21 protein-coding genes are annotated in these 21550 nt (G+C 67.2%); 11 read left to right on the top strand and 10 right to left on the bottom strand.

The annotated features are described in order from the left end of the window. Positions 1 to 30: 30 nt before the first annotated feature. The 7 genes from BSE24067_RS26645 to mnmC all read right to left on the bottom strand — a co-directional run bounded on the left by BSE24067_RS26645 (position 31) and on the right by mnmC (position 8949). Positions 31 to 558 (bottom strand): SET domain-containing protein, encoded by a 528-nt coding sequence (locus BSE24067_RS26645; protein WP_151064921.1) that lies wholly within the window; start codon positions 556 to 558, stop codon positions 31 to 33. A 199-nt stretch (positions 559 to 757) separates the two neighbouring features. Next, positions 758 to 1870, bottom strand: a complete 1113-nt coding sequence (locus BSE24067_RS26640) for an NADH:flavin oxidoreductase/NADH oxidase (protein WP_151064920.1) — start codon at positions 1868 to 1870, stop codon at positions 758 to 760. A 216-nt stretch (positions 1871 to 2086) separates the two neighbouring features. Continuing rightward, positions 2087 to 2797 (bottom strand): glutamine amidotransferase, encoded by a 711-nt coding sequence (locus BSE24067_RS26635; RefSeq protein WP_151064919.1) that lies wholly within the window; start codon positions 2795 to 2797, stop codon positions 2087 to 2089. A gap of 28 nt (positions 2798 to 2825) precedes the next feature. Continuing rightward, the gene (locus BSE24067_RS26630; RefSeq protein WP_151064918.1) at positions 2826 to 3464 is read right to left on the bottom strand and encodes a MarR family winged helix-turn-helix transcriptional regulator; all 639 of its coding nucleotides are present in this window, start codon (positions 3462 to 3464) and stop codon (positions 2826 to 2828) included. A gap of 505 nt (positions 3465 to 3969) precedes the next feature. After that, positions 3970 to 5085 carry a YbdK family carboxylate-amine ligase gene (locus tag BSE24067_RS26625; protein ID WP_151064917.1) on the bottom strand — a complete coding sequence of 372 codons (1116 nt, stop codon included), beginning with the start codon at positions 5083 to 5085 and terminating at the stop codon, positions 3970 to 3972. Between the two features lie 14 nt (positions 5086 to 5099). Next, on the bottom strand, positions 5100 to 6314 hold the full coding sequence (locus tag BSE24067_RS26620; RefSeq protein WP_040142724.1) for a cation:proton antiporter: 1215 nt from the start codon (positions 6312 to 6314) through the stop codon (positions 5100 to 5102). A gap of 673 nt (positions 6315 to 6987) precedes the next feature. Next, positions 6988 to 8949 carry a bifunctional tRNA (5-methylaminomethyl-2-thiouridine)(34)-methyltransferase MnmC2/FAD-dependent 5-carboxymethylaminomethyl-2-thiouridine(34) oxidoreductase MnmC1 gene (gene mnmC / locus BSE24067_RS26615; RefSeq protein WP_151064914.1) on the bottom strand — a complete coding sequence of 654 codons (1962 nt, stop codon included), beginning with the start codon at positions 8947 to 8949 and terminating at the stop codon, positions 6988 to 6990. 14 nt (positions 8950 to 8963) lie between these two features. Here mnmC and BSE24067_RS26610 point away from each other — a divergent pair, with 14 nt between their 5' ends. Next, positions 8964 to 9326: a hypothetical protein gene (locus BSE24067_RS26610; protein ID WP_151064913.1), complete on the top strand. Its 363-nt coding sequence runs from the start codon at positions 8964 to 8966 to the stop codon at positions 9324 to 9326. Between the two features lie 13 nt (positions 9327 to 9339). Further along, positions 9340 to 9618, top strand: coding sequence for an HU family DNA-binding protein (locus BSE24067_RS26605; protein WP_006401505.1), 279 nt, complete (start codon positions 9340 to 9342; stop codon positions 9616 to 9618). Positions 9619 to 9751: 133 nt separating this feature from the next. Here the strand turns inward: BSE24067_RS26605 and BSE24067_RS26600 are convergent, their stop codons facing one another. Continuing rightward, positions 9752 to 11059, bottom strand: a complete 1308-nt coding sequence (locus BSE24067_RS26600; RefSeq protein WP_151064912.1) for a GTP-binding protein — start codon at positions 11057 to 11059, stop codon at positions 9752 to 9754. Between the two features lie 172 nt (positions 11060 to 11231). Then, the gene (locus BSE24067_RS26595) at positions 11232 to 11681 is read right to left on the bottom strand and encodes a lytic transglycosylase domain-containing protein (protein ID WP_151064911.1); all 450 of its coding nucleotides are present in this window, start codon (positions 11679 to 11681) and stop codon (positions 11232 to 11234) included. 369 nt (positions 11682 to 12050) lie between these two features. Between BSE24067_RS26595 and gspD the strand changes: the two genes are divergently transcribed. From gspD to gspF, 3 genes are read left to right on the top strand one after another with little or no spacing between them, the layout of a single operon-like run. Beyond that, positions 12051 to 14375: a type II secretion system secretin GspD gene (gene gspD / locus BSE24067_RS26590; RefSeq protein WP_151064910.1), complete on the top strand. Its 2325-nt coding sequence runs from the start codon at positions 12051 to 12053 to the stop codon at positions 14373 to 14375. After that, positions 14372 to 15871 (top strand): type II secretion system ATPase GspE, encoded by a 1500-nt coding sequence (gene gspE / locus BSE24067_RS26585; RefSeq protein WP_151064909.1) that lies wholly within the window; start codon positions 14372 to 14374, stop codon positions 15869 to 15871. Before gspD ends, gspE begins: the two co-directional genes overlap by 4 nt. Positions 15872 to 15875: 4 nt before the next feature. Continuing rightward, entirely contained in the window at positions 15876 to 17093 is a 1218-nt protein-coding gene (gspF, locus tag BSE24067_RS26580; protein WP_151064908.1) for a type II secretion system inner membrane protein GspF, read from the top strand. A 30-nt stretch (positions 17094 to 17123) separates the two neighbouring features. Here the strand turns inward: gspF and BSE24067_RS26575 are convergent, their stop codons facing one another. Continuing rightward, positions 17124 to 17534 carry a general secretion pathway protein GspC gene (locus BSE24067_RS26575; RefSeq protein WP_151064907.1) on the bottom strand — a complete coding sequence of 137 codons (411 nt, stop codon included), beginning with the start codon at positions 17532 to 17534 and terminating at the stop codon, positions 17124 to 17126. Between the two features lie 178 nt (positions 17535 to 17712). On the opposite strand from BSE24067_RS26575, the gene gspG reads away from it, so the two are divergent. From gspG to gspL, 6 genes are all read left to right on the top strand, one after another. Next, positions 17713 to 18165 (top strand): type II secretion system major pseudopilin GspG, encoded by a 453-nt coding sequence (gspG, locus tag BSE24067_RS26570; RefSeq protein ID WP_151064906.1) that lies wholly within the window; start codon positions 17713 to 17715, stop codon positions 18163 to 18165. Positions 18166 to 18207: 42 nt separating this feature from the next. Continuing rightward, a complete protein-coding gene (locus BSE24067_RS26565) occupies positions 18208 to 18756 on the top strand; it encodes a GspH/FimT family pseudopilin (RefSeq protein WP_151064905.1) in 549 nt (182 codons plus the stop codon). Then, the gene (gene gspI / locus BSE24067_RS26560) at positions 18753 to 19160 is read left to right on the top strand and encodes a type II secretion system minor pseudopilin GspI (protein ID WP_151064904.1); all 408 of its coding nucleotides are present in this window, start codon (positions 18753 to 18755) and stop codon (positions 19158 to 19160) included. Before BSE24067_RS26565 ends, gspI begins: the two co-directional genes overlap by 4 nt. After that, positions 19138 to 19842, top strand: a complete 705-nt coding sequence (locus BSE24067_RS26555) for a PulJ/GspJ family protein (protein ID WP_151064903.1) — start codon at positions 19138 to 19140, stop codon at positions 19840 to 19842. The genes gspI and BSE24067_RS26555 overlap by 23 nt, the downstream gene beginning before the upstream one ends. A gap of 2 nt (positions 19843 to 19844) precedes the next feature. Continuing rightward, positions 19845 to 20969 (top strand): type II secretion system minor pseudopilin GspK, encoded by a 1125-nt coding sequence (gspK, locus tag BSE24067_RS26550; RefSeq protein ID WP_151064902.1) that lies wholly within the window; start codon positions 19845 to 19847, stop codon positions 20967 to 20969. A 24-nt stretch (positions 20970 to 20993) separates the two neighbouring features. Next, a partial coding sequence (gene gspL, locus BSE24067_RS26545) for a type II secretion system protein GspL (protein WP_254600364.1) occupies positions 20994 to 21550 on the top strand: 557 nt, incomplete at its 3' end.

The following is a 21550-nucleotide window of genomic DNA, read 5'->3' as shown; positions in this document are numbered from 1 at the left end:
GCCACGCGTGCTGCGCGCGGGCGGCCGCGGTCACTTCTTCTTTTTCTTGTCTTTCGTGCCGGACTCGGACTTGCCGTCCTTCTTGTCCTTCTTCTTTTTCTTCTTGTCCTCGTCCGGCGTCGCGAGCAGCGTGCCGCGGCATGCTTCCGCGCCGCAATGGCACGCGTACTCGCGCTTGAGCTTCTTCGTCAGCTTCTCGTCGATCACGAGGCCGTAGTCGTAGAACAGCTCTTCTTCCGGCCCGATGTCGCGCAGCGCATGAATGAACACGCGGCCCTTGATTTCCTCGGCCTCACAGTTCGGCGCGCACGAATGGTTGATCCAGCGCGCGCTGTTGCCGTTGACCTTGCCGTCGATCACCCCGCCGTCTTCCAGTGCGAAGTAGAACGTATGGTTCGGCTCGTTCGGATCGTGCGGATGGCGGCGCAGAGCTTCCTTCCACGAAATCCGCTCGCCCTTGTATTCCACGACGCGCTCGCCGGCCTTGATCGGTTCCACCGCGAATACGCCCTTGCCGTGTACTCCCGAGCGGCGCACCGCGATCCTGCGTGAACTCATCGAACGAATCCTTGTGAAGACGACTTGAATGGAAGACGGCCGCGTCACGGCCGGGCGCCGCGCCAAACGAAAACGCGGCACCGAGCGGTGCCGCGTCGGGACGTGCGGCGAATCACCCGCATCCTACACGTTCACGATTGCTTCGTTCAACATCGCGCGCACTCGTCGCCCGATCCCGAACTTCGCACGCGCATCGCGCTCAGCGCTGGCCGAACGCGATGTCGCCGAACAGCGCCTTGTGCTCGCGCGGCTGCGAACGCCAGTACTGCGGCGGCGCCGACACCTGCGCGCCGAGCTCCGCGGCCGCATGCCACGGCCAGCGCGGGTCGTACAGCATCGCCCGCGCCATTGCGACGAAATCGGCGTCACCGGCCTCGATCAGCCGGTTCGCATGCGCGGGCTCGTTGATGAGGCCGACCGCGATCGTCGGCATCCCGACCGCGCGCTTCACGGCCTGCGCGAACGGCACCTGGTAGCCGGGCGACAGCGGGATCTTCTGCAGCGGCGACACGCCGCCGGACGACACGTCGATCCAGTCGCAGCCGCGCCGCTTCAGTTCGTGCGCGAACGCGATCGTGTCGTCGAGCTCCCAGCCGCCTTCGACCCAGTCGGTCGCGGACACGCGCACGCCCACCGGCCGGTCCTCCGGAAACGCCGCGCGCACGATGTCGAAGATCTCGAGCGGAAAGCGCATCCGGTTCTCGCGGGAGCCGCCATATTCGTCGGTGCGCTGGTTCGCGAGCGGTGACAGGAACTGATGCAGCAGGTAGCCGTGCGCCGCGTGCACTTCGATCGCGTCGATGCCGATGCGCGCCGCACGTTTCGCGGACGCCGCGAACGCTTCTCGGACCCGGTTCAGACCGGCCGCATCGAGCGCGAGCGGCGGCGTCTCGCCGTCCTTGTGCGGCAATGCGGACGGCGCATGCGGCAGCCAGCCGCCGTCGGCGACCGACACCAGTTGGCCGCCCTTCCACGGCACTTCGCTCGACGCCTTGCGCCCCGCATGCGACAGCTGCATCGCGATGCGGATCGGCGAGTGCTTGCGGATCGCCGCGAGCACGGGCTTCAGCGCCGCTTCGGTCACGTCGTCCCACAAACCGAGGTCGCCGGCGGTGATGCGCCCGTCGGGCTCGACGGCTGTCGCTTCGATGCAGAGCAGGCCCGCGCCGGACAGCGCGAGATGGCCGAGGTGAATCATGTGCCAGTCGGTCGCCTCGCCACGCTCGGCCGAGTACTGGCACATCGGGGAGATCACGAGCCGGTTCGGAAGGGTCACGCCGCGCAGCGTGAACGGAGAAAACAGCGCTGTCATGGAAGCCGCTCGCGAGGAAATGAAAGAGCGAACGAGCGTAGCACGCGGGCCAGAAGCCTGCAGGCGGCCGGCGCGGCAGTAAGCGGATGGTCAGGCAGGAGCCGGCGTGCGCCCCCGGTCGCGCTGGCGATCTGACGGCGCGGCATGCAGCAGCAGCAGCGCTGCACCGGTCGGCATCTGCGCAGAATGATTACGCGATGTGTCGCGCGCGCGGAGTCAAAGCCCGACGCTGTCGAGCCACTCCGCGAACATGCGCCGTGCGGCAGTCTCGAGCACGGGGCCGTGCTGAATGGTATCCGCACGCAGCCGGCACGCGTCGATGCCGGGCGTGGACGCGATTTCGCCGGCATTGCCGATCAGCCAGGGTTCGAAGCAGTCGGTGCGGATTTCCGGATGGCATTGCAGCGCGAGCACGTGCTGTCCCCACGCGAAGGCCTGGTGCCGACACGCCGGTGTCGAAGCAAGATGGATTGCGCCGCCGGGAAGGTCGAACGTATCGCCGTGCCAGTGCAGCATCGACGTCGCGGCGCCGTCGAGATGACGCATCGGCGACGCGCGGCCCGCGTCGGTGAGCGTAAGCGGCGCCCAGCCGAGTTCCTTTTGGGCCGCCGGATACACGCGCGCGCCGAGCGCACGGGCGATGAACTGCGCACCGAGGCAGATGCCGAGGATCGGCAACGCTGCATCGATGCGCTGACGAACGAGCGCCGCGAGCGGCGCGATCGACGGATACTGCGCATCGTCGTACACGCTGAGCGGCCCGCCGAGCACGACGAGCAGCGACGGCTGCAGCGCATCGAGCACCTCGACGCGCGACGAACCGACGTCGACATAGCGGACGCGCCGTCCGCGCGCACCGAGCACCTGCTCGAAGCTGCCGAGGTCCTCGAAATGCACGTGGCGGATCGCCACGACTTCAGCGTTCATCATCGGCCTCCCGGTCGATCGACGGACGTCAGCCGGCGAAAATCTTCCAGGTCTTCTTTTGCGTCGCCGCGTCGGCTTCTTCGTGCACCGAACAATCGAGACGCAAATCGCTGTCGGACATGCCGAGGTCGAGCGTCGCGCAGTGATGTACCGTCTTCTTCGACGGCTTGCCCGGCTGGAAGTACGTGCACGTGAGGCACATGCGCTGCGGCGGCGTCGCACCGGCCACCTGCAGTTCGCGCAGCGTCTTCAGCAATGCGCGGTACAGCGTGCCCTGCTCGTCCGCGCCGAGCTTGCCGACCGCCGTCGTCAGGAATTCAGGCCACTGCAGCGCTTTCTTCGCCGCGGTACGGCCGCGGGCCGACAGGCGCACGGCGAGCGCGCGGCCATCGTCCAGCGCACGGCGCTTCTCGACGAGCCCCTTCGTCTCGAGCGTGCTCACCGCGTCGCTGGTGGTCGCAGCGGTGAGCTGCGTCTCGCGCGCGATCTCGCCGAGCCGCATCGGGCCCTTGCGTTGCAGCAGCAGCACGAGGATCTCGCCCTGCGTCGGCGTGAGGCCTGCGCCTTCCGCCCAATCCCATGCCTGGCTTCGCATGGCCGTACTCAACCGCAGCAAGCTGTGGGTCACACGTCCCGAAGCCTGATTCCCGTAAACGCCTTCGCTCATAGTCTTTTCGCTTTGCCGCCGCCCGGATCGCCGAGCGGCCGTAGTGTGGAGATCGAATGTCTATCTCAAAACAGACGCCCATTGAAGAGCGTCGACACGGCCGTCGCGAGGCACACGCGGCGGTCGCGTTCGCGGCGACCGGTGAGACACACGTCGTTCCGGTGTCCGCAAAGCCGACATTCTAAGCGAGAGCGGAAAATCGCACAGCTAAGTTATCCCCTTCGTTCTGTGGAAAATCGCTGGATAACCGCATTTTTTCGTTGTGCCGGCGATCTCCGCCGGCACCGCCGCGGCACGCGAAAACATTTTCCCGTTCGAATCGGCCAGCGTCGCGAGCACGTGTGTCCACCGGGTTATCCGCCCCGCAGAGCGTTGACTTTTCAGCGGAATGTCCGGTTATCCACAGATTTTCAGGATGACTGGCGACGTGGCGCGCGGCCATCGGCGCCGGCCGCGGTTCAGCGAATCGCCGCGCGGTCGAGCCCGTAATCTGCAAAACATTTTTTCATTCACGCCAGCGCAGACACTGCTGGCGCACCGTCTCGTTCAGCGATTTTTCCTGTTTGAAAACCGTTCTCAACCACGATGCGTCGTTCACGCGCGCCTTCGCGAGCGCACCGATCTCGTCGAGCGCCGCGCGCGAGCCGAGCGCGGCCGCATGCGGCGCGATGCGGTCCAGCGTGTCGAGGATGTCTTCCGCGATCGTGCGGCGCTCACCTGTCTGAGGATTGACGCAGGTGCCCTCGAGCCCGAAGCGGCACGCTTCGAAACGGTTGAATGTGTAGACGAGATAGTCGTCTTCCGACAGCTTCAGCGGCCGGTCGGTGAGCAGATAGCGCGCGAGCGTCTGGATGTAGCACGCGATCGCGGCCGCGCGGTCGACCGACAGCGGCGTGTCCATCACGCGCACCTCGATCGTCCCGTAGCCGGGCTTCGGCCGGATGTCCCAGTAGAAGTCCTTCATCGAGTTGACGACACCCGTGTTGACCATCTTCGTGAAGTACTCCTCGAAGCTGTCCCAGGTCAGCACGAACGGCGCGCGGCCCGACAGCGGGAACGCGAACACCGAGTTCAGACGCGCCGAATGAAAGCCCGTGTCCACGTTCTGCACGAACGGCGACGACGCGGACAGCGCGATGAAGTGCGGAATGAAGCGCGACATCGAGTGCAGCAGGAACAGCGCGCTGTCCGGATCGGGACAGCCGATGTGCACGTGCTGGCCGAACACGGTGAACTGCTTCGCGAGATAGCCGTACAGCTCGGAGATGTACTGGAAGCGCGGCGCGTCGTAGATCTGCCGGTCGCTCCACTGCTGGAACGCGTGCGTGCCGCCGCCGCCGAGCCCGACGTTGAGCTGGTCGGCCGCCTTCACGAGCACGTCGCGGATCGCATGCAGCTCCGCCAGCGCCTGCTCGTGCGAATGGCAGATGCCGGTCGACAGCTCGATCATGCTCTCGGTGATTTCCGGCGTGATGTTGCCGGGGAAAGTCTCGCCCTGAATCAGGCGCATCAGGTCGGACGCCGCTTTGGTCAGGTCGTAGTTGTGCGTGTTGACGACCTGGATCTCCAGTTCGACGCCGAACGTGAACGGTTCGGAATTGACGAAGGTTTCGAGTGCCATGGCAGGTTCCGGAATCAGTTTCTGTCGCTGCGTTCGCTGACCGCCGACAGGCAGCGGTAGACCACGAACGGGCTGACGAGCTGCAGGATCACGATCGTGCACATCACGATCGCGCGCAGATGCGGGTCGAAATTCGGATAAAGCTGGTAGGTGTCGTCGACGAGCAGGTACGACAGCGCTGACATTGGCGTGAGCGCGATGCCGAGCGCGACGCCCTGCTTCATCCCGAGCCCGCTCGGTTTCGCGAACACGACGACGCCGGCCAGCTTCGCGGCAAGCCGCGTGACGATCAGCGCGATCGCGAGCAGGCCGCCGAGCGCGATGTCGCCCCACGTGAACGACGTGAGCGTCAGCACGAACAGCGTGACCGTCAGCAGCCAGCCGGCCGTGCCGAAATGCTCGGGCCACAGCTGCGGACGCGCTTCGAGATTCTTCACGATGATGCCGGCGAGCAGCAGCGTGAGCAGCGTCGACAGCTTCAGCGCCTGCGCGACGGCGATCGCGAGCATCACGAGCCCGAACAGCGCGACGAACGAATGCTCGTCGCGCATCGTCGCGGTCATGTGGCGGAACAGGTAATTGCAGGCCCGCGCGACCAGATACGCGACGATGAACGAGCCGGCGATCAGGTAGACCGGCTGCAGGATCGTCGCGAAAACGTTCCCGTACGCCTCCTGATGGAGCCAGCTCGTGACGAGCTTGGTCAGCACGATCGCGTACACGCTGTTCAGCGCGGTGAGCGTGATCAGGCGCTGCGACACCTGCCCTTCCGCGCGCAGTTCGGTCTTCAGCTGGATCACCATCGACGGCGACGTCGCGATCGCGATCGCCGACAGCACGAGCGCGACCATGCCCGACACGCCGAGCGCGAGCATCACGAACAGCACGAGCACGAACGTGAGCGTGGCCTCCGCGAGGCTCGATGCGATCAGCCACGGATTGCGGCGAATCCACTTCAGGTCGAGTCGGCTGCCGAGCTCGAACAGCAGCAGGCCGAGCGCGACGTCGATCAGGAGCCGCGAGGTTTCGTCGGTGCTCGCATCGATCACGCCGAATCCGAACGACCCGGCAATCAGACCGATCACCGCATAGCCGGTGATGCGCGGCAACCGCCATGCGCGATAGCACAGCTCGCCGCACAAACCGGCCGCGAACAACGCGAGGCCGGCCCAGAACACGGCATCCGGCGCAAGCGGCCAGTTGGGCAGGAATGAGAACGCCGACTTCATCGTGGTGACTTCTCCTTTGGAAGCAATCGCCAGCGGCGCGGGTTCAAGCGTCAGAAATGAGATGCGCGCCGGCTGGGTATCGCCCCGAATGTGATTGTTGTGCTCGACGACGGCGGGACATGGGATCCGCCTTTTCCGCCATCCGGCGGACTGTCGCTCAGGTTGCCGATCTGGATTGTCGGCCTGGTGTGTGAACGGACTGCGCAGTCTCGAAGACTCAGATTCGAAATCGTGCCGACCGTTCCATTGAAGCATGTCCGGCGCATGGCCGAACGAACGCGAAGGAAACCGATTGTGCCACAGCTTTTTCGCTCCGGAACCGACCGAATCGACTCGCGGTGCTGTGAGGCACCGCAGGTCTTTGGTTTCAAAGGTTTATCTGTATATATACGTAGTAGAAGTTAACAAGGCGCGCACAGTTCTGTGGATAACTTGGGTTTACGCAGCAAGATCAATGCGTTGGCGCAGCCATAACGCATTGCACAGCCTGTTTGCTCACAGCGGTTCGAGTTGAGCAACTTTCGGGCCGCTTCACAGCTGTGCCGAGTTGCCCAGTTTACGTCCACTGTGATTGCACACGAAGTGCGCGCGGATTCCGCGCAGTTATCCACAGCATCCCGTGGATAACCTTGCGCGGAAAAATCGGAAAACTGTGAGGATTCGGCGAACCGGATCAGCCGATCCGGCGGCCGCGCAGCGCGCGGATCAGGAACCGCGCCGGATCGACGGCATCGACTAGATCGCGCTCGAGCGGCAACGGTTCGCCTTCGAGTTGCGACGCGATCAGTTCAGCGCCGAGCGCTGCCCACACGAGGCCGCGCGACCCGTAGCCGAACGCGCCGTAGAGGCCCGCGGTGCGCGGCAGGTCGCGCGCCTTCGCACCGCTCAGCGCGCGCGCATTGGCGACGGCCTGCGCTTCGTCGGCGAGCGCGCCGATCACCGGCACGCGATCGGCGACGACCCAGCGAAACGCGACGCGGCCGCGCAGCGTCGCGACGTCCGGCAGCGTGCCGATCAGGCCGGGCAGCAGGCGGCGCACGCGTTCGATATTTTCGATATGTCCGGCGGTGCGCATCGCCGGATCGACGTCGTCGGGCTCGAACGTCGCACCGATCAGCAGCGTGCCGTCGTCGAGCGGTACCGCATAGCCGTCGCCGATCGCGGGGCACGGCAGCGGCGCCGTGCTGCCGGCCGGCAGCAGCGTGAGCTGGCCGCGCACCGGTTGCAGCGCGACATGCCGCAGGCCGGCCAGACGCACCGCGTCGCCCGCGTTCGCGAGCACGACGACTGGTGCTTCGGCGAGCGTGGCGCCGGTCGCATCGATCGCGCGCCAGGTATCCCCGTCGCGTTCGAGCCGCTCGACGGCGGTGCCTGTCAGCAGTTTCACGCGGTCGCCCGCGGCTGCGACTTGCGCGGCGCAGAGGCCGGCCGGCCAGACGGCGCCGCCGTGCGGAAACAGCAGGCCGCCGTGCGCAACCGGCAGGTTCAGATGGGCACGGGCCGCGCCCTCGTCGAGCAGCGCGACATAGTCGGCCGGTGCGCCGAGCGCGTCGAACGCATCGCGCATCCGCGCGAAATCGTCCGCCGATTCCGCGAGATGAATCATCCCGTGCGTGCTGCGCGCAAATGCATGGCCGGCCGCTTCGAGCGCACGCCAGCGTGCGAGCGCATGCAGGAAACCGCTGCGCGTGAGACGGCTCGCGACGTTGTCGTCGCGCGTCATCAACGGGTGAAATACACCGGCTGGGTTGCCGGACGCTTCGCGCGCGATGCGTTCGTGCCGTTCGATCAGCGTGACGTTCCAGCCGCGTGCGGCGAGCCGTTCGGCGACCGCGCAACCGGCCAGGCCGGCGCCGATCACGATCGCGTCGCGCGTGGCAACCGGCAACGCGCGCGGCGGTTCGTGCCGGCGCATCCGCCAGCGCGGCGCATATTCGCCGACGAGCATCGCGAACTTGCCGCCCAGGCCGGCGATCTTGCGATACGTGAAACCGGCGTCGACAAGCGCCTGTTTCACGACGCCGGCACTCGAATACGTCGCGAACGTCGCGTCTTCGGCGGCGACGCGTGCAAGGGCGCGGAACACGTCGGCCGACCAGAGGTCGGGGTTTTTCGCCGGCGCGAAACCGTCCAGATAAAACGCGTCGGCGCGTGCGACCAGCTTCGGCAGCATCTCGCACGCATCGCCCAGTGCGAGCGTGAGCACGACCCGGCCGCCGTCGAATTCGACGCGATGAAAACCCGGCACGGGCGTGGGCCACGCGTCGGCCAGCATCGCGGCCTCGGCCGATATGGTTGTGTTCGCAACGATGTGCGAAAGCGCGGTACGCAGGTCGTCGCGCGAGAACGGATGCTTCTCGAACGACACGAAATGCAGCCGCTCGCAGCGCGCGGGATCGTCGCGCCACGCGGCCCACGTCGCGAGGAAGTTGGTGCCGGTGCCGAACCCCGTCTCGACGATCGTGAACGTGCGGCGGCCCTGCCAGCGCGCCGGCAGCGTGTTGCCGGCGATGAACGCGTAGTTGGCCTGCGCGAGCGCGCCCGCGACGTTGTGATAGATGTCGCCGTACTCGGGCGAGATGAGGGTGCCGTCGTCGCGAAACGCGAGCGTGGCCGGTACAAGTCGGTCGGGCATGCGAAACAAAAAACGTGGCAGCCAAGCGTGGCAAGGGTTTGCGCGGAGGCGTCCGGCGCGCCGTTGGCAAAAACCAACGACGTGGCGCGCGGATCGACCCGGCTGCGTATCCTGCCCGGTTGGCGCAGGTCAAAAAACGGGCAATCGGCGATTCATTCGGCGAAATACCGATGAAAATCTTTGAAACCCTTGTCGTTATTGGGTTTGCGCTGCGCTATCATAGCAACGCCGTACCGCGGGGTGGCCGCCGGCCAAGCCGGACGGCGCGTCGCGCGGGCCAGGATTCGGCGCTGTGCCATCGGAGTCCGACTCTCGACGGCACGGTTCGCGCACGTATAATCGGCGCGTTCGCGCTGTTCGTGTCAAACCTAACCTGAAAAAGGAACCTTAATGAACAAACAGGAACTGATCGACGCCGTCGCCGCCCAAACGGGCGCCAGCAAGGCTCAAACCGGCGAAACGCTGGACACGCTGCTCGAAGTCATCAAGAAAGCCGTGTCGAAGGGTGATGCGGTTCAGCTGATCGGCTTCGGCAGCTTCGGTTCGGGCAAGCGCGCAGCACGTACGGGCCGCAACCCGAAGACCGGCGAAACCATCAAGATCCCGGCAGCCAAGACGGTCAAGTTCACGGCTGGCAAGGCGTTCAAGGACGCCGTCAACAAGCGTTAATTCAGCGCCTGTTCCAGGAAAAAACCCGCCTTTCGGCGGGTTTTTTGTTGCGCGCGCGCGGCATTTTCGCCACAGTCCGCGCCGCTCTTTCAAGATTTAACGGTTGCGTTTCGCCGCCGGTTTTTACCGAGTATTACGCGTGAACGATCTGCGCGTCGGGGTCGTCGTCGTGCGCATCCACGTCCCACGCCGGGAACGGATCGTCGAACGCGCTCCACTGCGCGGCACCGAGCGCGAATTCCGCGTCGGTGAGCAGGCACGCGTCGAGTCTCGCGCGCCATGCGTCGGCATCGAGCCCGATGCCGATCAGCACGAGTTCCTGACGGCGATCGCCGATCGAGCGGTCGTCGAGCTCGCCCTGCCACTCCGTGCGAATTTCGGCGAGCAGTTCGTCGTCTTCCGGCCATTCCGCGCGATCCTGCGCGGCCCACCAGAGGCCGGCCGGCCCATGCCGGCACACGCCGCCCGCCTGCGACAGCGATCCCGCGATGTCGTTGCGCGTCGCGAGCCAGAAGAAACCTTTGCTGCGCAGCACGCCCGGCCATTCCTGGTGCAGCAGCGCCCACAGCCTTGCCGGGTGAAACGGCCGGCGCGCACGGTAAACGAAATTGCCGATGCCGAATTCGTCGGCTTCGCCATGCACGTGCGCATGATGCGGATCGTGGCAGTCGGGATCGTCGCAATGCGTGCGATCGTGATCGAGCGACGCGAGCCAGCCCGGCGCGTTCGCGGCTTCGTCGAAATCGAAGCGGCCGGTGTTCAGCACTTCGTCGAGCGGCACGTTGCCGAACGTCGACACGACCTGGTGCGCGCGCGGGTTGAGCCGCGCGAGGATGTGCTGCAGCCGCGCGAGGTCGTCGGCCGCGACGAGGTCGGCCTTGTTGATCACCAGCACGTCGCAGAATTCGATCTGCTCGATCAGCAGTTCGACGAGCGTGCGATCGTCTTCGTCCGACGCGGCAATGCCGCGCGCCGCGAGCGCATCGTCGGAACCGTAGTCGCGCAGGAAGTTGTATGCGTCGACCACGGTGACGAGCGTGTCGAGCCGCGCGACGCTCGACAGCGACGCGCCGTCGTCGTCGACGAACGTGAACGTTTCGGCGATCGGCATCGGCTCGGCGATGCCGGTCGACTCGATCACGATCGCATCGAAGCGGCCGTCCGCGGCGAGATTGCGGATCTCGACGAGCAGATCGTCGCGCAGCGTGCAGCAGATGCAGCCGTTCGACATCTCGACGAGACGCTCCTCGACGTGCGACAGCGCCTGCGCATCGCGCACGACGGACGCGTCGATGTTGACCGCCGCGAGGTCGTTGACGATCACGGCGACCTTCAGGCCTGCACGGTTCGCGAGGATGTGATTGAGCAGCGTGGTCTTGCCGGCGCCGAGGAAACCGGACAGCACGGTGACGGGCAACGGCTGGTTCATTGCCGGATTCATAACGATTTGCACCAACGGAAAGAGGAAAAAGCTGCCGCGGCGCCCTCGCGGGGCACGATCGGCCCGGAGCCGGTCGCCCGGGGCCCGTCGAAATCGCGGCGTGAGACCCGCATTGTGCATCAAACGCGCGCGGGCCGAGCGGCCCGGCGTCAGCCCGCGTTGCGGCGCGCCGTCATTGCTCGGGCGGCAGCAGCTTCCATTGCGACAGGATTCCGGCGATCTGCCGCGCGTACTTGTCGCGCAGCGACGGCGTTTCCGAATGATAGGCGCCGACGGCCTGCCACGTGTTGCCGTAGCGATTCATCTTCTGGCGCAGATGCCACGCGGCGATATAGACGTTCTTGCACGGCTCCATCAGCGTATCGCGGCCGATGCCGTAGCGCGACAGTGTCGGCAGATGGATCGAGTTGATCTGCATCAGCCCGTAATCGACGGAGCCGTTCGTATTCTTGTTCAGCGCATCGGGGCGATTGCGCGATTCCTGCCACGCGATCGCGCGCAGGATCAGCGGATTGACCTTCTGATATCGCGCCGCCTCGTCGAAACAATCCGCGCGAGCGTTTCCGCAGGCGAACCACACGCCGGCGGCAATCAACGCAAACGAAGCGAACCGTCTTTTCATGGTGCGAAAACGATAAGGAAATGACGCACGGGTCGGGAAAACCCGTGTCCATGATTCGTACGACTGGAAACGCGCCGCCCGTATCATACCGACAGTCCGTCGCGTCGCGACAGGCGGTAAGGCGGCAGCCCGTTTATACCGCATTTCCCGGCCGATTCATCGCAAAAAAGACGGCGATGGCCGGAATGCCGATACGGCGCGGAAAACTTACATATTGCATACGACATCCGGAATAGATGTCGTATGTGAGACAGTCCTCGGATCAATGTGATATTTCGGACATGAAAAACTGCTAATGTCGCCTCTTTCGGACTTGGATCCCAGCACTACCGCCGGAAGTGGCCTGAGCCGGCATCGACCCATTCATCCATGACAAGAAATCGCTTCGTTATGCGGCGCGTCGCCACGACTCTGATCGTCGCGGGCATCATCGTCTCGCAGGCCGCCTACGCTCAGGTGACGCTCAATTTCGTCAATGCGGACATCGACCAGGTCGCCAAGGCGATCGGCGCCGCAACCGGCAAGACCATCATCGTCGACCCGCGCGTGAAGGGGCAGCTCAATCTCGTGGCCGAACGGCCGGTGCCGGAAAGCCAGGCGCTGAAGACGCTGCAGTCGGCGCTGCGCATGCAGGGCTTCGCGCTCGTGCAGGACCATGGCGTGCTGAAGGTCGTGCCCGAAGCCGACGCGAAGCTGCAGGGCGTGCCGACCTACGTCGGCAACGCGCCGCAGGCGCGCGGCGACCAGGTGATCACGCAGGTGTTCGAGCTGCACAACGAATCGGCGAACAACCTGCTGCCGGTGCTGCGGCCGCTCATCTCGCCGAACAACACGGTCACTGCGTACCCGGCGAACAATACGATCGTCGTTACCGACTACGCGGACAACGTGCGCCGCATCGCGCAGATCATCGCGGGCGTCGACAGCGCCGCGGGCGCGCAGGTGCAGGTCGTGCCGCTGCGCAACGCGAACGCGATCGACCTCGCCGCGCAGATGCAGAAGATGCTCGACCCGGGCGCGATCGGCAACAGCGACGCGACGCTGAAGGTGTCCGTCACGGCCGATCCGCGCACGAACTCGCTGATGCTGCGCGCGTCGAGCGGCGCGCGCCTCGCCGCCGCGAAGCGGCTCGCGCAGCAGCTCGACGCGCCGAGCGCGGTGCCCGGCAACATGCACGTCGTGCCGCTGCGCAACGCCGACGCGGTGAAGCTCGCGAAGACGCTGCGCGGGATGCTCGGCAAGGGCGGCAACGACAGCGGCTCGTCGGCGACGTCCAACGATGCGAACAGCTTCAACCAGAACGGCGGCTCGTCGTCGGCCGGCAACTTCTCGACCGGCACGTCGGGCACCCCGCCGCTGCCGTCCGGCGGCCTCGGCGGCTCGTCTTCGTCTTCGTACGGCGGCGGCTCGTCGTCCGGTGGCGGTATGGGCAGCGGCGGCCTGCTCGGCGGCGACAAGGACAAGGGCGACGACAACCAGCCGGGCGGGATGATCCAGGCCGATGCGGCGACCAACTCGCTGATCATCACCGCGCCCGACCCCGTCTACCGGAACCTGCGTTCGGTGATCGACCAGCTCGACGCGCGGCGCGCGCAGGTCTACATCGAAGCGCTGATCGTCGAGCTGAACTCGACGACGCAAGGCAACCTCGGCATCCAGTGGCAGGTCGCGAGCGGCCAGTTCCTCGGCGGCACGAACCTGAACCCGACGTCGGGCCTCGGCAACAGCATCGTCAACCTGACGGCGGGCACTTCGGGCTCCACGAGCGCCGGGCTGGCCGCCAATCTCGGCACGCTGACGCAGGGCCTGAACATCGGCTGGCTGCACAACATGTTCGGCGTGCAGGGGCTCGGCGCGCTGCTGCAGTACTTCTCCGGCGTGAGCGACGCGAACGTGCTGTCGACGCCGAACCTGATCACGCTCGACAACGAGGAAGCGAAGATCGTCGTCGGCCAGAACGTGCCGATCGCGACCGGCTCGTATTCGAACCTGACGAGCGGCACGACGAGCAATGCGTTCAACACGTACGACCGCCGCGACGTCGGCCTGACGCTGCACGTGAAGCCGCAGATCACCGACGGCGGGATCCTGAAGCTGCAGCTCTATACCGAGGATTCGGCGGTCGTCGCCGGCACGACGAGCGCGCAGACGGGCCCGACCTTCACGAAGCGCTCGATCCAGTCGACGATCCTGGCCGACAACGGCGAGATCATCGTGCTCGGCGGCCTGATGCAGGACAACTACCAGGTGTCGAACAGCAAGGTGCCGCTGCTCGGCGACATCCCGTGGATCGGCCAGCTGTTCCGCTCGGAAACGAAACAGCGCGCGAAGACGAACCTGATGGTGTTCCTGCGCCCGGTGATCATCACCGATCGCAACGTCGCGCAGGAAGTCACCGCGAACCGCTACGACTACATCCAGGGCGTGACGGGCGCGTACAAGTCCGACAACAACGTGATGCGCGACAAGGACGATCCGGTCGTCCCGCCGATGCCGATCGGCCCGAGCCAGGGCGGCACGCCCGCGGGCAACCTGTTCGACCTCGACAAGATGCGCCGCCAGCAGGCGCAGCGCCAGGTGGTGCCGGTCCCGGCGCAGCCGCTGCCGGAGCAGACGCCCGTGCAGCCGCAGAGCGTGCCGCAGCGGCCGGTGCCGCAGCAACCGCTGACCGCCACGCCGGGAGCCGCGCAGTGAGCGACGTGCTCGCCTCTTCCGCCCCAGACGGCGCGCCGGGCGAACGGCAGCCGCCGTCGCCGCTCGCCGCGCGCCTGCTGCCGTACGGCTTCGCGAAGAGCGGCCAGGTGCTGATCGCGCATCAGCTCGACGACACGCTCGAGGTGTGGATCAGCGAACGCACGAACGACGCGGCGCTCGCCGAAATCGCACGCAACTTCGGCTCGATCTCCGTGCATCGCGTGCCGGCCGACGAGCTCGCGCAGGCGATCAACCATGCGTATGCGCGCCAGGACGGCAGCGCCGCGCAGATCGTCGGCGAGGTCGAGGGCGAAGTCGACCTGTCGCGGCTGATGCAGGACATTCCCGAAGTCGAGGATCTGCTCGAGTCGGAAGACGACGCGCCGATCATCCGGATGATCAACGCGCTGCTCACGCAAGCGGCGCGCGAGCAGGCATCGGACATTCACATCGAGCCGTTCGAAAATGCGTCGGTCGTGCGCTTTCGCGTCGACGGCACGCTGCGCGACGTCGTGCGTCCGAAAAAGGCGCTGCACGGCGCGCTGATTTCGCGGATCAAGATCATGGCGCAGCTCGACATCGCCGAGAAGCGCCTGCCGCAGGACGGCCGCATCACGCTGCGCGTCGGCGGCCGGCCGGTCGACGTGCGCGTGTCGACGCTGCCGACCGGACACGGCGAGCGCGCGGTGCTGCGTCTGCTGGAAAAGGACGCGCAGCGGCTGAACCTCGAAGCGCTCGGGATGGGCCGCGACACGCTCGCGCAGTTCGACAAGCTGATCGGCCGCCCGCACGGGATCGTGCTGGTGACGGGCCCGACCGGCTCGGGCAAGACGACGACGCTGTACGCGTCGATGTCGCGGCTCGAAACGGCGACCACCAACATCATGACGGTCGAGGATCCGATCGAATACGACCTGTCCGGCATCGGCCAGACGCAGGTGAACGAGCGGATCGGGATGACCTTTGCCCGTGCGCTGCGCTCGATCCTGCGTCAGGATCCGGACGTGATCATGATCGGCGAAATCCGCGACCTCGAAACCGCGCAGATCGCGGTGCAGGCGTCGCTGACCGGCCACCTCGTGCTCGCGACGCTGCACACGAACGACGCCGCGTCGGCCGTCACGCGTCTGACCGACATGGGCGTCGAGCCGTACCTGCTCGCGTCGTCGCTGCTCGGCGTGCTCGCGCAGCGCCTGGTGCGTCAGCTCTGCCCGGTCTGCAAGGAGGAGCGGCATGAAGACGGCCGCACCGTATGGCATCCGGTCGGCTGTGCGAAGTGCGGACATTCCGGCTATGCGGGCCGGCGCGGCGTGTACGAGCTGCTGGTGATCGACGATTCGATCCGCTCGCTGATCCACCGCAACGCGGCCGATGCGGAAATTCTCGCCGCGGGGCGCGCGCAAGGGATGCGCACGCTGCGCGACGACGCCGAGCGCTGGCTCGCCGCCGGCGCGACGTCGCTCGAGGAAGTGCTGCGCGTGACGGGAGGCGCATAGCGCGATGCCGGCATTCCGTTTCGAAGCGATCGATTCGGCGGGGCGCGCGCAGAAGGGCGTGGTCGACGCCGACAGCGCGCGCGCCGCGCGCGGCCAGCTGCGCACGCAGGGGCTCACGCCGCTCGTCGTCGAACCGGCCGCGAGCGCGGGCCGCGGCGCGCGTTCGCAGCGTCTTGCGTTCGGCCGCAAGCTGTCGCAGCGCGAGCAGGCGATCCTCACGCGCCAGCTCGCGAGCCTGCTGATCGCGGGGCTCCCGCTCGACGAGGCGCTCGGCGTGCTCACCGAGCAGGCCGAGCGCGACTACATCCGCGAGTTGATGGCCGCGATCCGCGCGGAAGTGCTCGGCGGCCATTCGCTCGCGAATGCGCTGGGCCAGCATCCGCGCGACTTTCCGGAGATCTACCGCGCGCTCGTCGCGGCCGGCGAGCACACCGGCAAGCTCGGGATCGTGCTGTCGCGCCTCGCCGACTACATTGAACAGAGCAACGCGCTGAAGCAGAAGATCCTGCTCGCGTTCACGTATCCGGGCATCGTCACGCTGATTGCGTTCGGCATCGTCACGTTCCTGCTGAGCTACGTGGTGCCGCAGGTCGTCAACGTGTTCGCGAGCACGAAGCAGCAGCTGCCGCTGCTGACGGTGGTGATGATGGCGCTGTCGGAGTTCGTGCGGCACTGGTGGTGGGCGATCGTGATCGCGGTCGCGCTCGTCGTGTGGTTCGTGAAGGCGACGCTGTCGCGCGCCGGGCCGAGGCTTGCGTTCGACCGCTGGCTGCTGACCGCGCCGCTCGCGGGCAAGCTGGTGCGCGGCTACAACACGGTGCGCTTCGCGAGCACGCTCGGCATTCTGACCGCGGCAGGCGTGCCGATCCTGCGCGCGTTGCAGGCGGCCGGCGAGACGCTGTCGAACCGCGCGATGCGCGCGAACATCGACGATGCGATCGTGCGCGTGCGCGAAGGCTCCGCGCTGTCGCGCGCGCTGAACAACGTGAAGACGTTTCCGCCGGTGCTCGTGCACCTGATCCGTTCCGGCGAAGCGACGGGCGACGTGACGACGATGCTCGATCGCGCGGCCGAAGGCGAGGCGCGCGAACTCGAGCGGCGCACGATGTTCCTGACGAGCCTGCTCGAGCCGCTGCTGATCCTCGCGATGGGCGGGATCGTGCTCGTGATCGTGCTGGCCGTGATGCTGCCGATCATCGAGCTGAACAACATGGTGCAGTGACGGCCCGAGCGCCGGTCAGGCCGCCACCGTTCAACGCATGTAGATCGCCGGGGACGGCGTGTTGGCGGGGAGCTGGACTTCGGCGCGGGCGCCGTTGCGATCGACGACGATCGAGCGGCTGCGGACTTCGGCGAGCTTCGCGCCGGGCGTGAGCTCCGCGCCGAGCGACACGGCGCGCGGCGGTTCGCCGCCGATGCCGACGATCGCGGCGCCGCCATGATCGAGCGCGAGAATGCCGAACAGGTGGATGTCCTGAACGGGATTCTTGTCGAGCTGTCCGCCGAAGAGCGCGGCGGCGTCCTCGGTGCGGATCGGCAGCCGCGCGGCGGCGGCGGGCAGCGGCGCCTCGCGGGCGGACAGCGTGACGACCCAGTAGGTGGCCGTCGCGCACAAACCCGCGAAGAGGGCAAGGGAGAGGATCCGGATCGAGAGCGCGTTCATGCGCGCTATTGTACGGATCAATATGAAATTTGCGTTGGGTGAAAGCCCTCGGCAATGCGCGCCTTACAATGCGTGCTCCGCGCCCGGGGTATCGGAAGCTTGCCGTCAGGCACGCATGCCGCGATCCGCAGGGTGCGTCACTCAATCGACGACATTTTTTGGAAAGAGGTAGTCAGTCATGCAAACGTGGATCACTCGCCGTAATGCGGCCGTGCGCCGTCAGCGCGGTTTCACGCTGATCGAGATCATGGTGGTGGTCGCGATCCTCGGGATCCTCGCGGCACTGATCGTGCCGAAGATCATGAGCCGGCCCGACGAGGCGCGCCGCATCGCCGCGAAGCAGGACATCGGCACGATCATGCAGGCGCTCAAGCTGTACCGTCTCGACAATGGCCGCTATCCGACCCAGGAACAGGGCCTGAACGCGCTGATCCAGAAGCCGACCACCGATCCGATCCCGAACAACTGGAAGGACGGCGGCTATCTCGAGCGCCTGCCGAACGATCCGTGGGGCAACGCGTACAAGTACCTGAACCCGGGCGTGCACGGCGAGATCGACGTGTTCAGCTACGGCGCCGACGGCAAGGAAGGCGGCGAGAGCAACGATTCCGACATCGGATCGTGGCAGTAAGCGCGCGCTGACCGGCCCGGCGTCCTTCCCGTTCGGCACTTCATGCCCGCCCCTCGCACGCCTCTTCGTACCGCTCGCGCTCGCCGCGACGTCCGCGACCACCGCGTGCAGCGCGCGGCGGCCGCGACCGCGGCGCACGCGCGTGCGCGCGGATTCACGCTGCTCGAGATGCTGGTCGTGCTTGTGATCGCGGGGTTGCTGGTGTCGCTCGCGTCGCTGTCGCTGACGCGCAATCCGCGCACCGACCTGCGCGAGGAAGCGCAGCGCATCGCGCTGCTGTTCGAGACGGCCGGCGACGAAGCGCAGGTGCGCGCGCGCCCGATCGCATGGCTGCCGACCGCGCACGGTTTCCGTTTCGAGGTGAGCTCGCCCGACGGCTGGCGCATGCTGCGCGACGACCTGCTGCGCCCGCGCGACTGGGACGGCGGCGTCACCGGCGCCGACATCGATTATCCGGGGTCCGACACGCGTGCGAGCCGCGTCGTGTTCGGCACCGAAAGCATCGACACGCCGGTGCGCGTGACGCTGCATTCGGCGGTCGGCAGCGCGACGATCGTCGGGACCGGCAACGGCCGCTACGAGGTGCAATGACGATGCGTCGTCGCATGCCCTTTCCGGCTGCTTCTTCCCGAGGCTTCACGATGATCGAGGTGCTCGTCGCGCTCGCGATCATCGCGGTCGCGCTCGCCGCGTCGATCCGCGCGGTCGGCACGATGGCGACCAATGCGTCCGATCTCCATCGCCGGCTGCTCGCCGGCTGGAGCGCCGACAACGCGCTCACGCAGCTGCGCCTCACGCATGCGTGGCCGGAGGTCGGCGAGCAGAGCTTCGACTGTTCGCAGGGCAACGTGCAGCTCGTGTGCACGCAGCGCGTGAGCACGACGCCGAACCCGGTGTTCCGGCGCGTGCAGGTGTCGGTGAGCATGCCGGGGCGCGCCGGCGTGCTCGCGCAAATGGTGACGGTGGTCGCGAATGAAACGAGCCGTCCGCTCTGACGCGCCGCCGCGGCGCCGGCCCGCGCGTTCGGTCCGTTCGCGCCGTGCGCGGGGCTTCACGCTGATCGAGCTGATGATCGCGATCGCGATCCTCGCGGTGGTCGCGATCCTGTCGTGGCGCGGGCTCGACCAGATCATGCGCGGCCGCGACAAGGTCGCGTCCGCGATGGAAGACGAGCGCGTGTTCGCGCAGATGTTCGACCAGATGCGCATCGACGCGCGCCTCGCCGCGACCGACGACGAAGCCGGCCAGCCTGCGATCGGCGTCGCCGGCAACACGCTGCAGATCGTCCGCGAACTCGACGTGCCGGGTGCCGCGCCGCGGCTGCAGGTGATCCGCTACCGGATCGCCGGCGGGCGCGTCGTCCGCTATGCGTCGCCGCCGCTCGACGACGCGAACCGCCTGCGCGACGTGCTGAAGGACAGCGGCGTCGACGGCTGGAGCTGGGTCGCGCTGATGGGCGGCGTCGGCGCGATCGACGCGAAGCTGTACGTGCCGCGCGTCGGCTGGACCACGAACCTGCAGGCGGCCAACGACGCGCTGTCGCAGAACAACGATGCGCTGAAGGTGCCGCAGATCGGCAATGCGCCGCCCGCGCGCGCGGTGACGGGGCTTCAGGTCAGCATCGGCGCGACGTCGCTGCGCGTGCCCGTCACGCGCATCTTCCTCGTCGGGGAATGACGATGCGCGCGCGCCTTCATCGTTCCCGGATTGCCGCCCGCGGCGCTGCACGCGCGCTCGCCCCCGCCCGCCGCGAGCGCGGCGCGGCGATCATCACCGCGCTGCTCGTCGTCGCGCTGTCGGCGATCCTCGTAGCGGGGATGCTGTGGCGCCAGCAGGTGCAGATCCGCCGCATCGAGAACCAGCGCGTGATCGCGCAGGCGCAGTGGGTCGCGCGCGGCGCGCTGGACTGGACGCGCATGATCCTGCGCTCCGAAGGCGACACGGCGCCCGGCATCACGTATCTCGGCGGCATCTGGGCCGTGCCGATCGCGAAGACGAAGCTGTCGGACTTCCTCGGCCGGATCGGCGCGCCGAACGACAACGGCGGCGAAGACACCTACATCTCCGGATCGATCGAGGACGCACAGGCGAAGTACAACCTGCGCAATCTCGTGTCGTCGCCGGCGCCCGGCGTGCTGCAGCTCAACGCGATGCAGCTGCAGGTGTTCCAGCGGCTGCTGGCGACGCTCGGCTACGACGGTGCGTTCGCGAAGCGGATCGCGCTGCACATGCGTGCGGGCCTGATGCATTCGGCGACGCGTTTCCAGACGCCGACGCTGCCCGGCGCCGGGACGGCCGCGACCGCGCCGGTGCCCGGCGGCGACATGACCGGCAATTTCACCGACGAGCCGGGGATGTCCGACGGCGATCGCGGGCCCGCGCCGCTCGTGATGACGAGCGTCGACAGCCTGCTCGACGTCGACGGCGTGACGCCCGAAATGGTCGCGCGGCTGCGCCCGTTCGTCACCGTGCTGCCGACCACGACGCCGGTGAACATGAACACCGCGCCGGCCGAGGTGATCGCGGCGCTGGTGCCGGGGATGAGCGTGTCGTCCGCGCAGGCGCTCGTGTCGCGCCGCGAGACCGTGTTTTTCCGCAACGTCGGCGACGTGCAGCTCGCGCTGCGCGGCGCCGGCGCGCCGAACGTGACGATCGACTCGAGCCTCGTCGACGTCAATTCCAGTTATTTCATCGTGCATGGCCGGATCCAGCACGATCGCGCGGAGGTGGACCGGACTTCGCTCGTGTATCGTGATCCGACCACGCATTCGACGCGGATCGTGCGCATCCGCGACCAGCTATAACGACGCCATTCGGGAGAGGAGCTCTTGAGCACGCTGATTGTTTCTTTGCCGCCGCGCGAGCCGGCCGTGCCATTGCAGGAATGGCAGTGGCCCGAGCTGCCGTTCACACTCGTGGACAAGGCCGGCCAGGTGCAGCGCGCGGGCCGTGCCGCGCTCGCGCTGCTGCCGCGCGCGAATGCGACGCTGCTGATCGTCGCCGCGCGCGACGTGCTGCTGCTGGCCGCGACCGTGCCGCCGCTCAAGGGGCCGAAGCTGCGCCAGGCGCTGCCCAACATCGTCGAGGATCAACTGATCCAGGATCCGCTCGGCTGCCATGTCGCGCTCGACCCGGTCGCGCTGCCCGACGGCCGCCGCGTGCTGGCCGTCGTCGATCGCGCGTGGTTTCGCGCGATCTGCGACGCGTTCACCGCGGCCGGCCACCGGCACCTGAGCGCGGTGCCCGCGACCCGCTGCCTGCCCGCTCCACGCGCGCAGGCGGCCGAGGCCGTGCCGTCCGCGTCCGTCGACGGTGAGCGCGTGCAACCCGATCCGGTCACGGCCTCGGCCGAGCCGCTCGCGCGCCCGACGGCGGTGGCCGCGGT

Source organism: Burkholderia latens (assembly GCF_902499045.1).
Taxonomy (GTDB): Bacteria; Pseudomonadota; Gammaproteobacteria; order Burkholderiales; family Burkholderiaceae; genus Burkholderia; species Burkholderia latens.
Note: the sequence above shows the minus strand (reverse complement) of the source record. Positions and strands in the feature narration are given on the sequence as shown.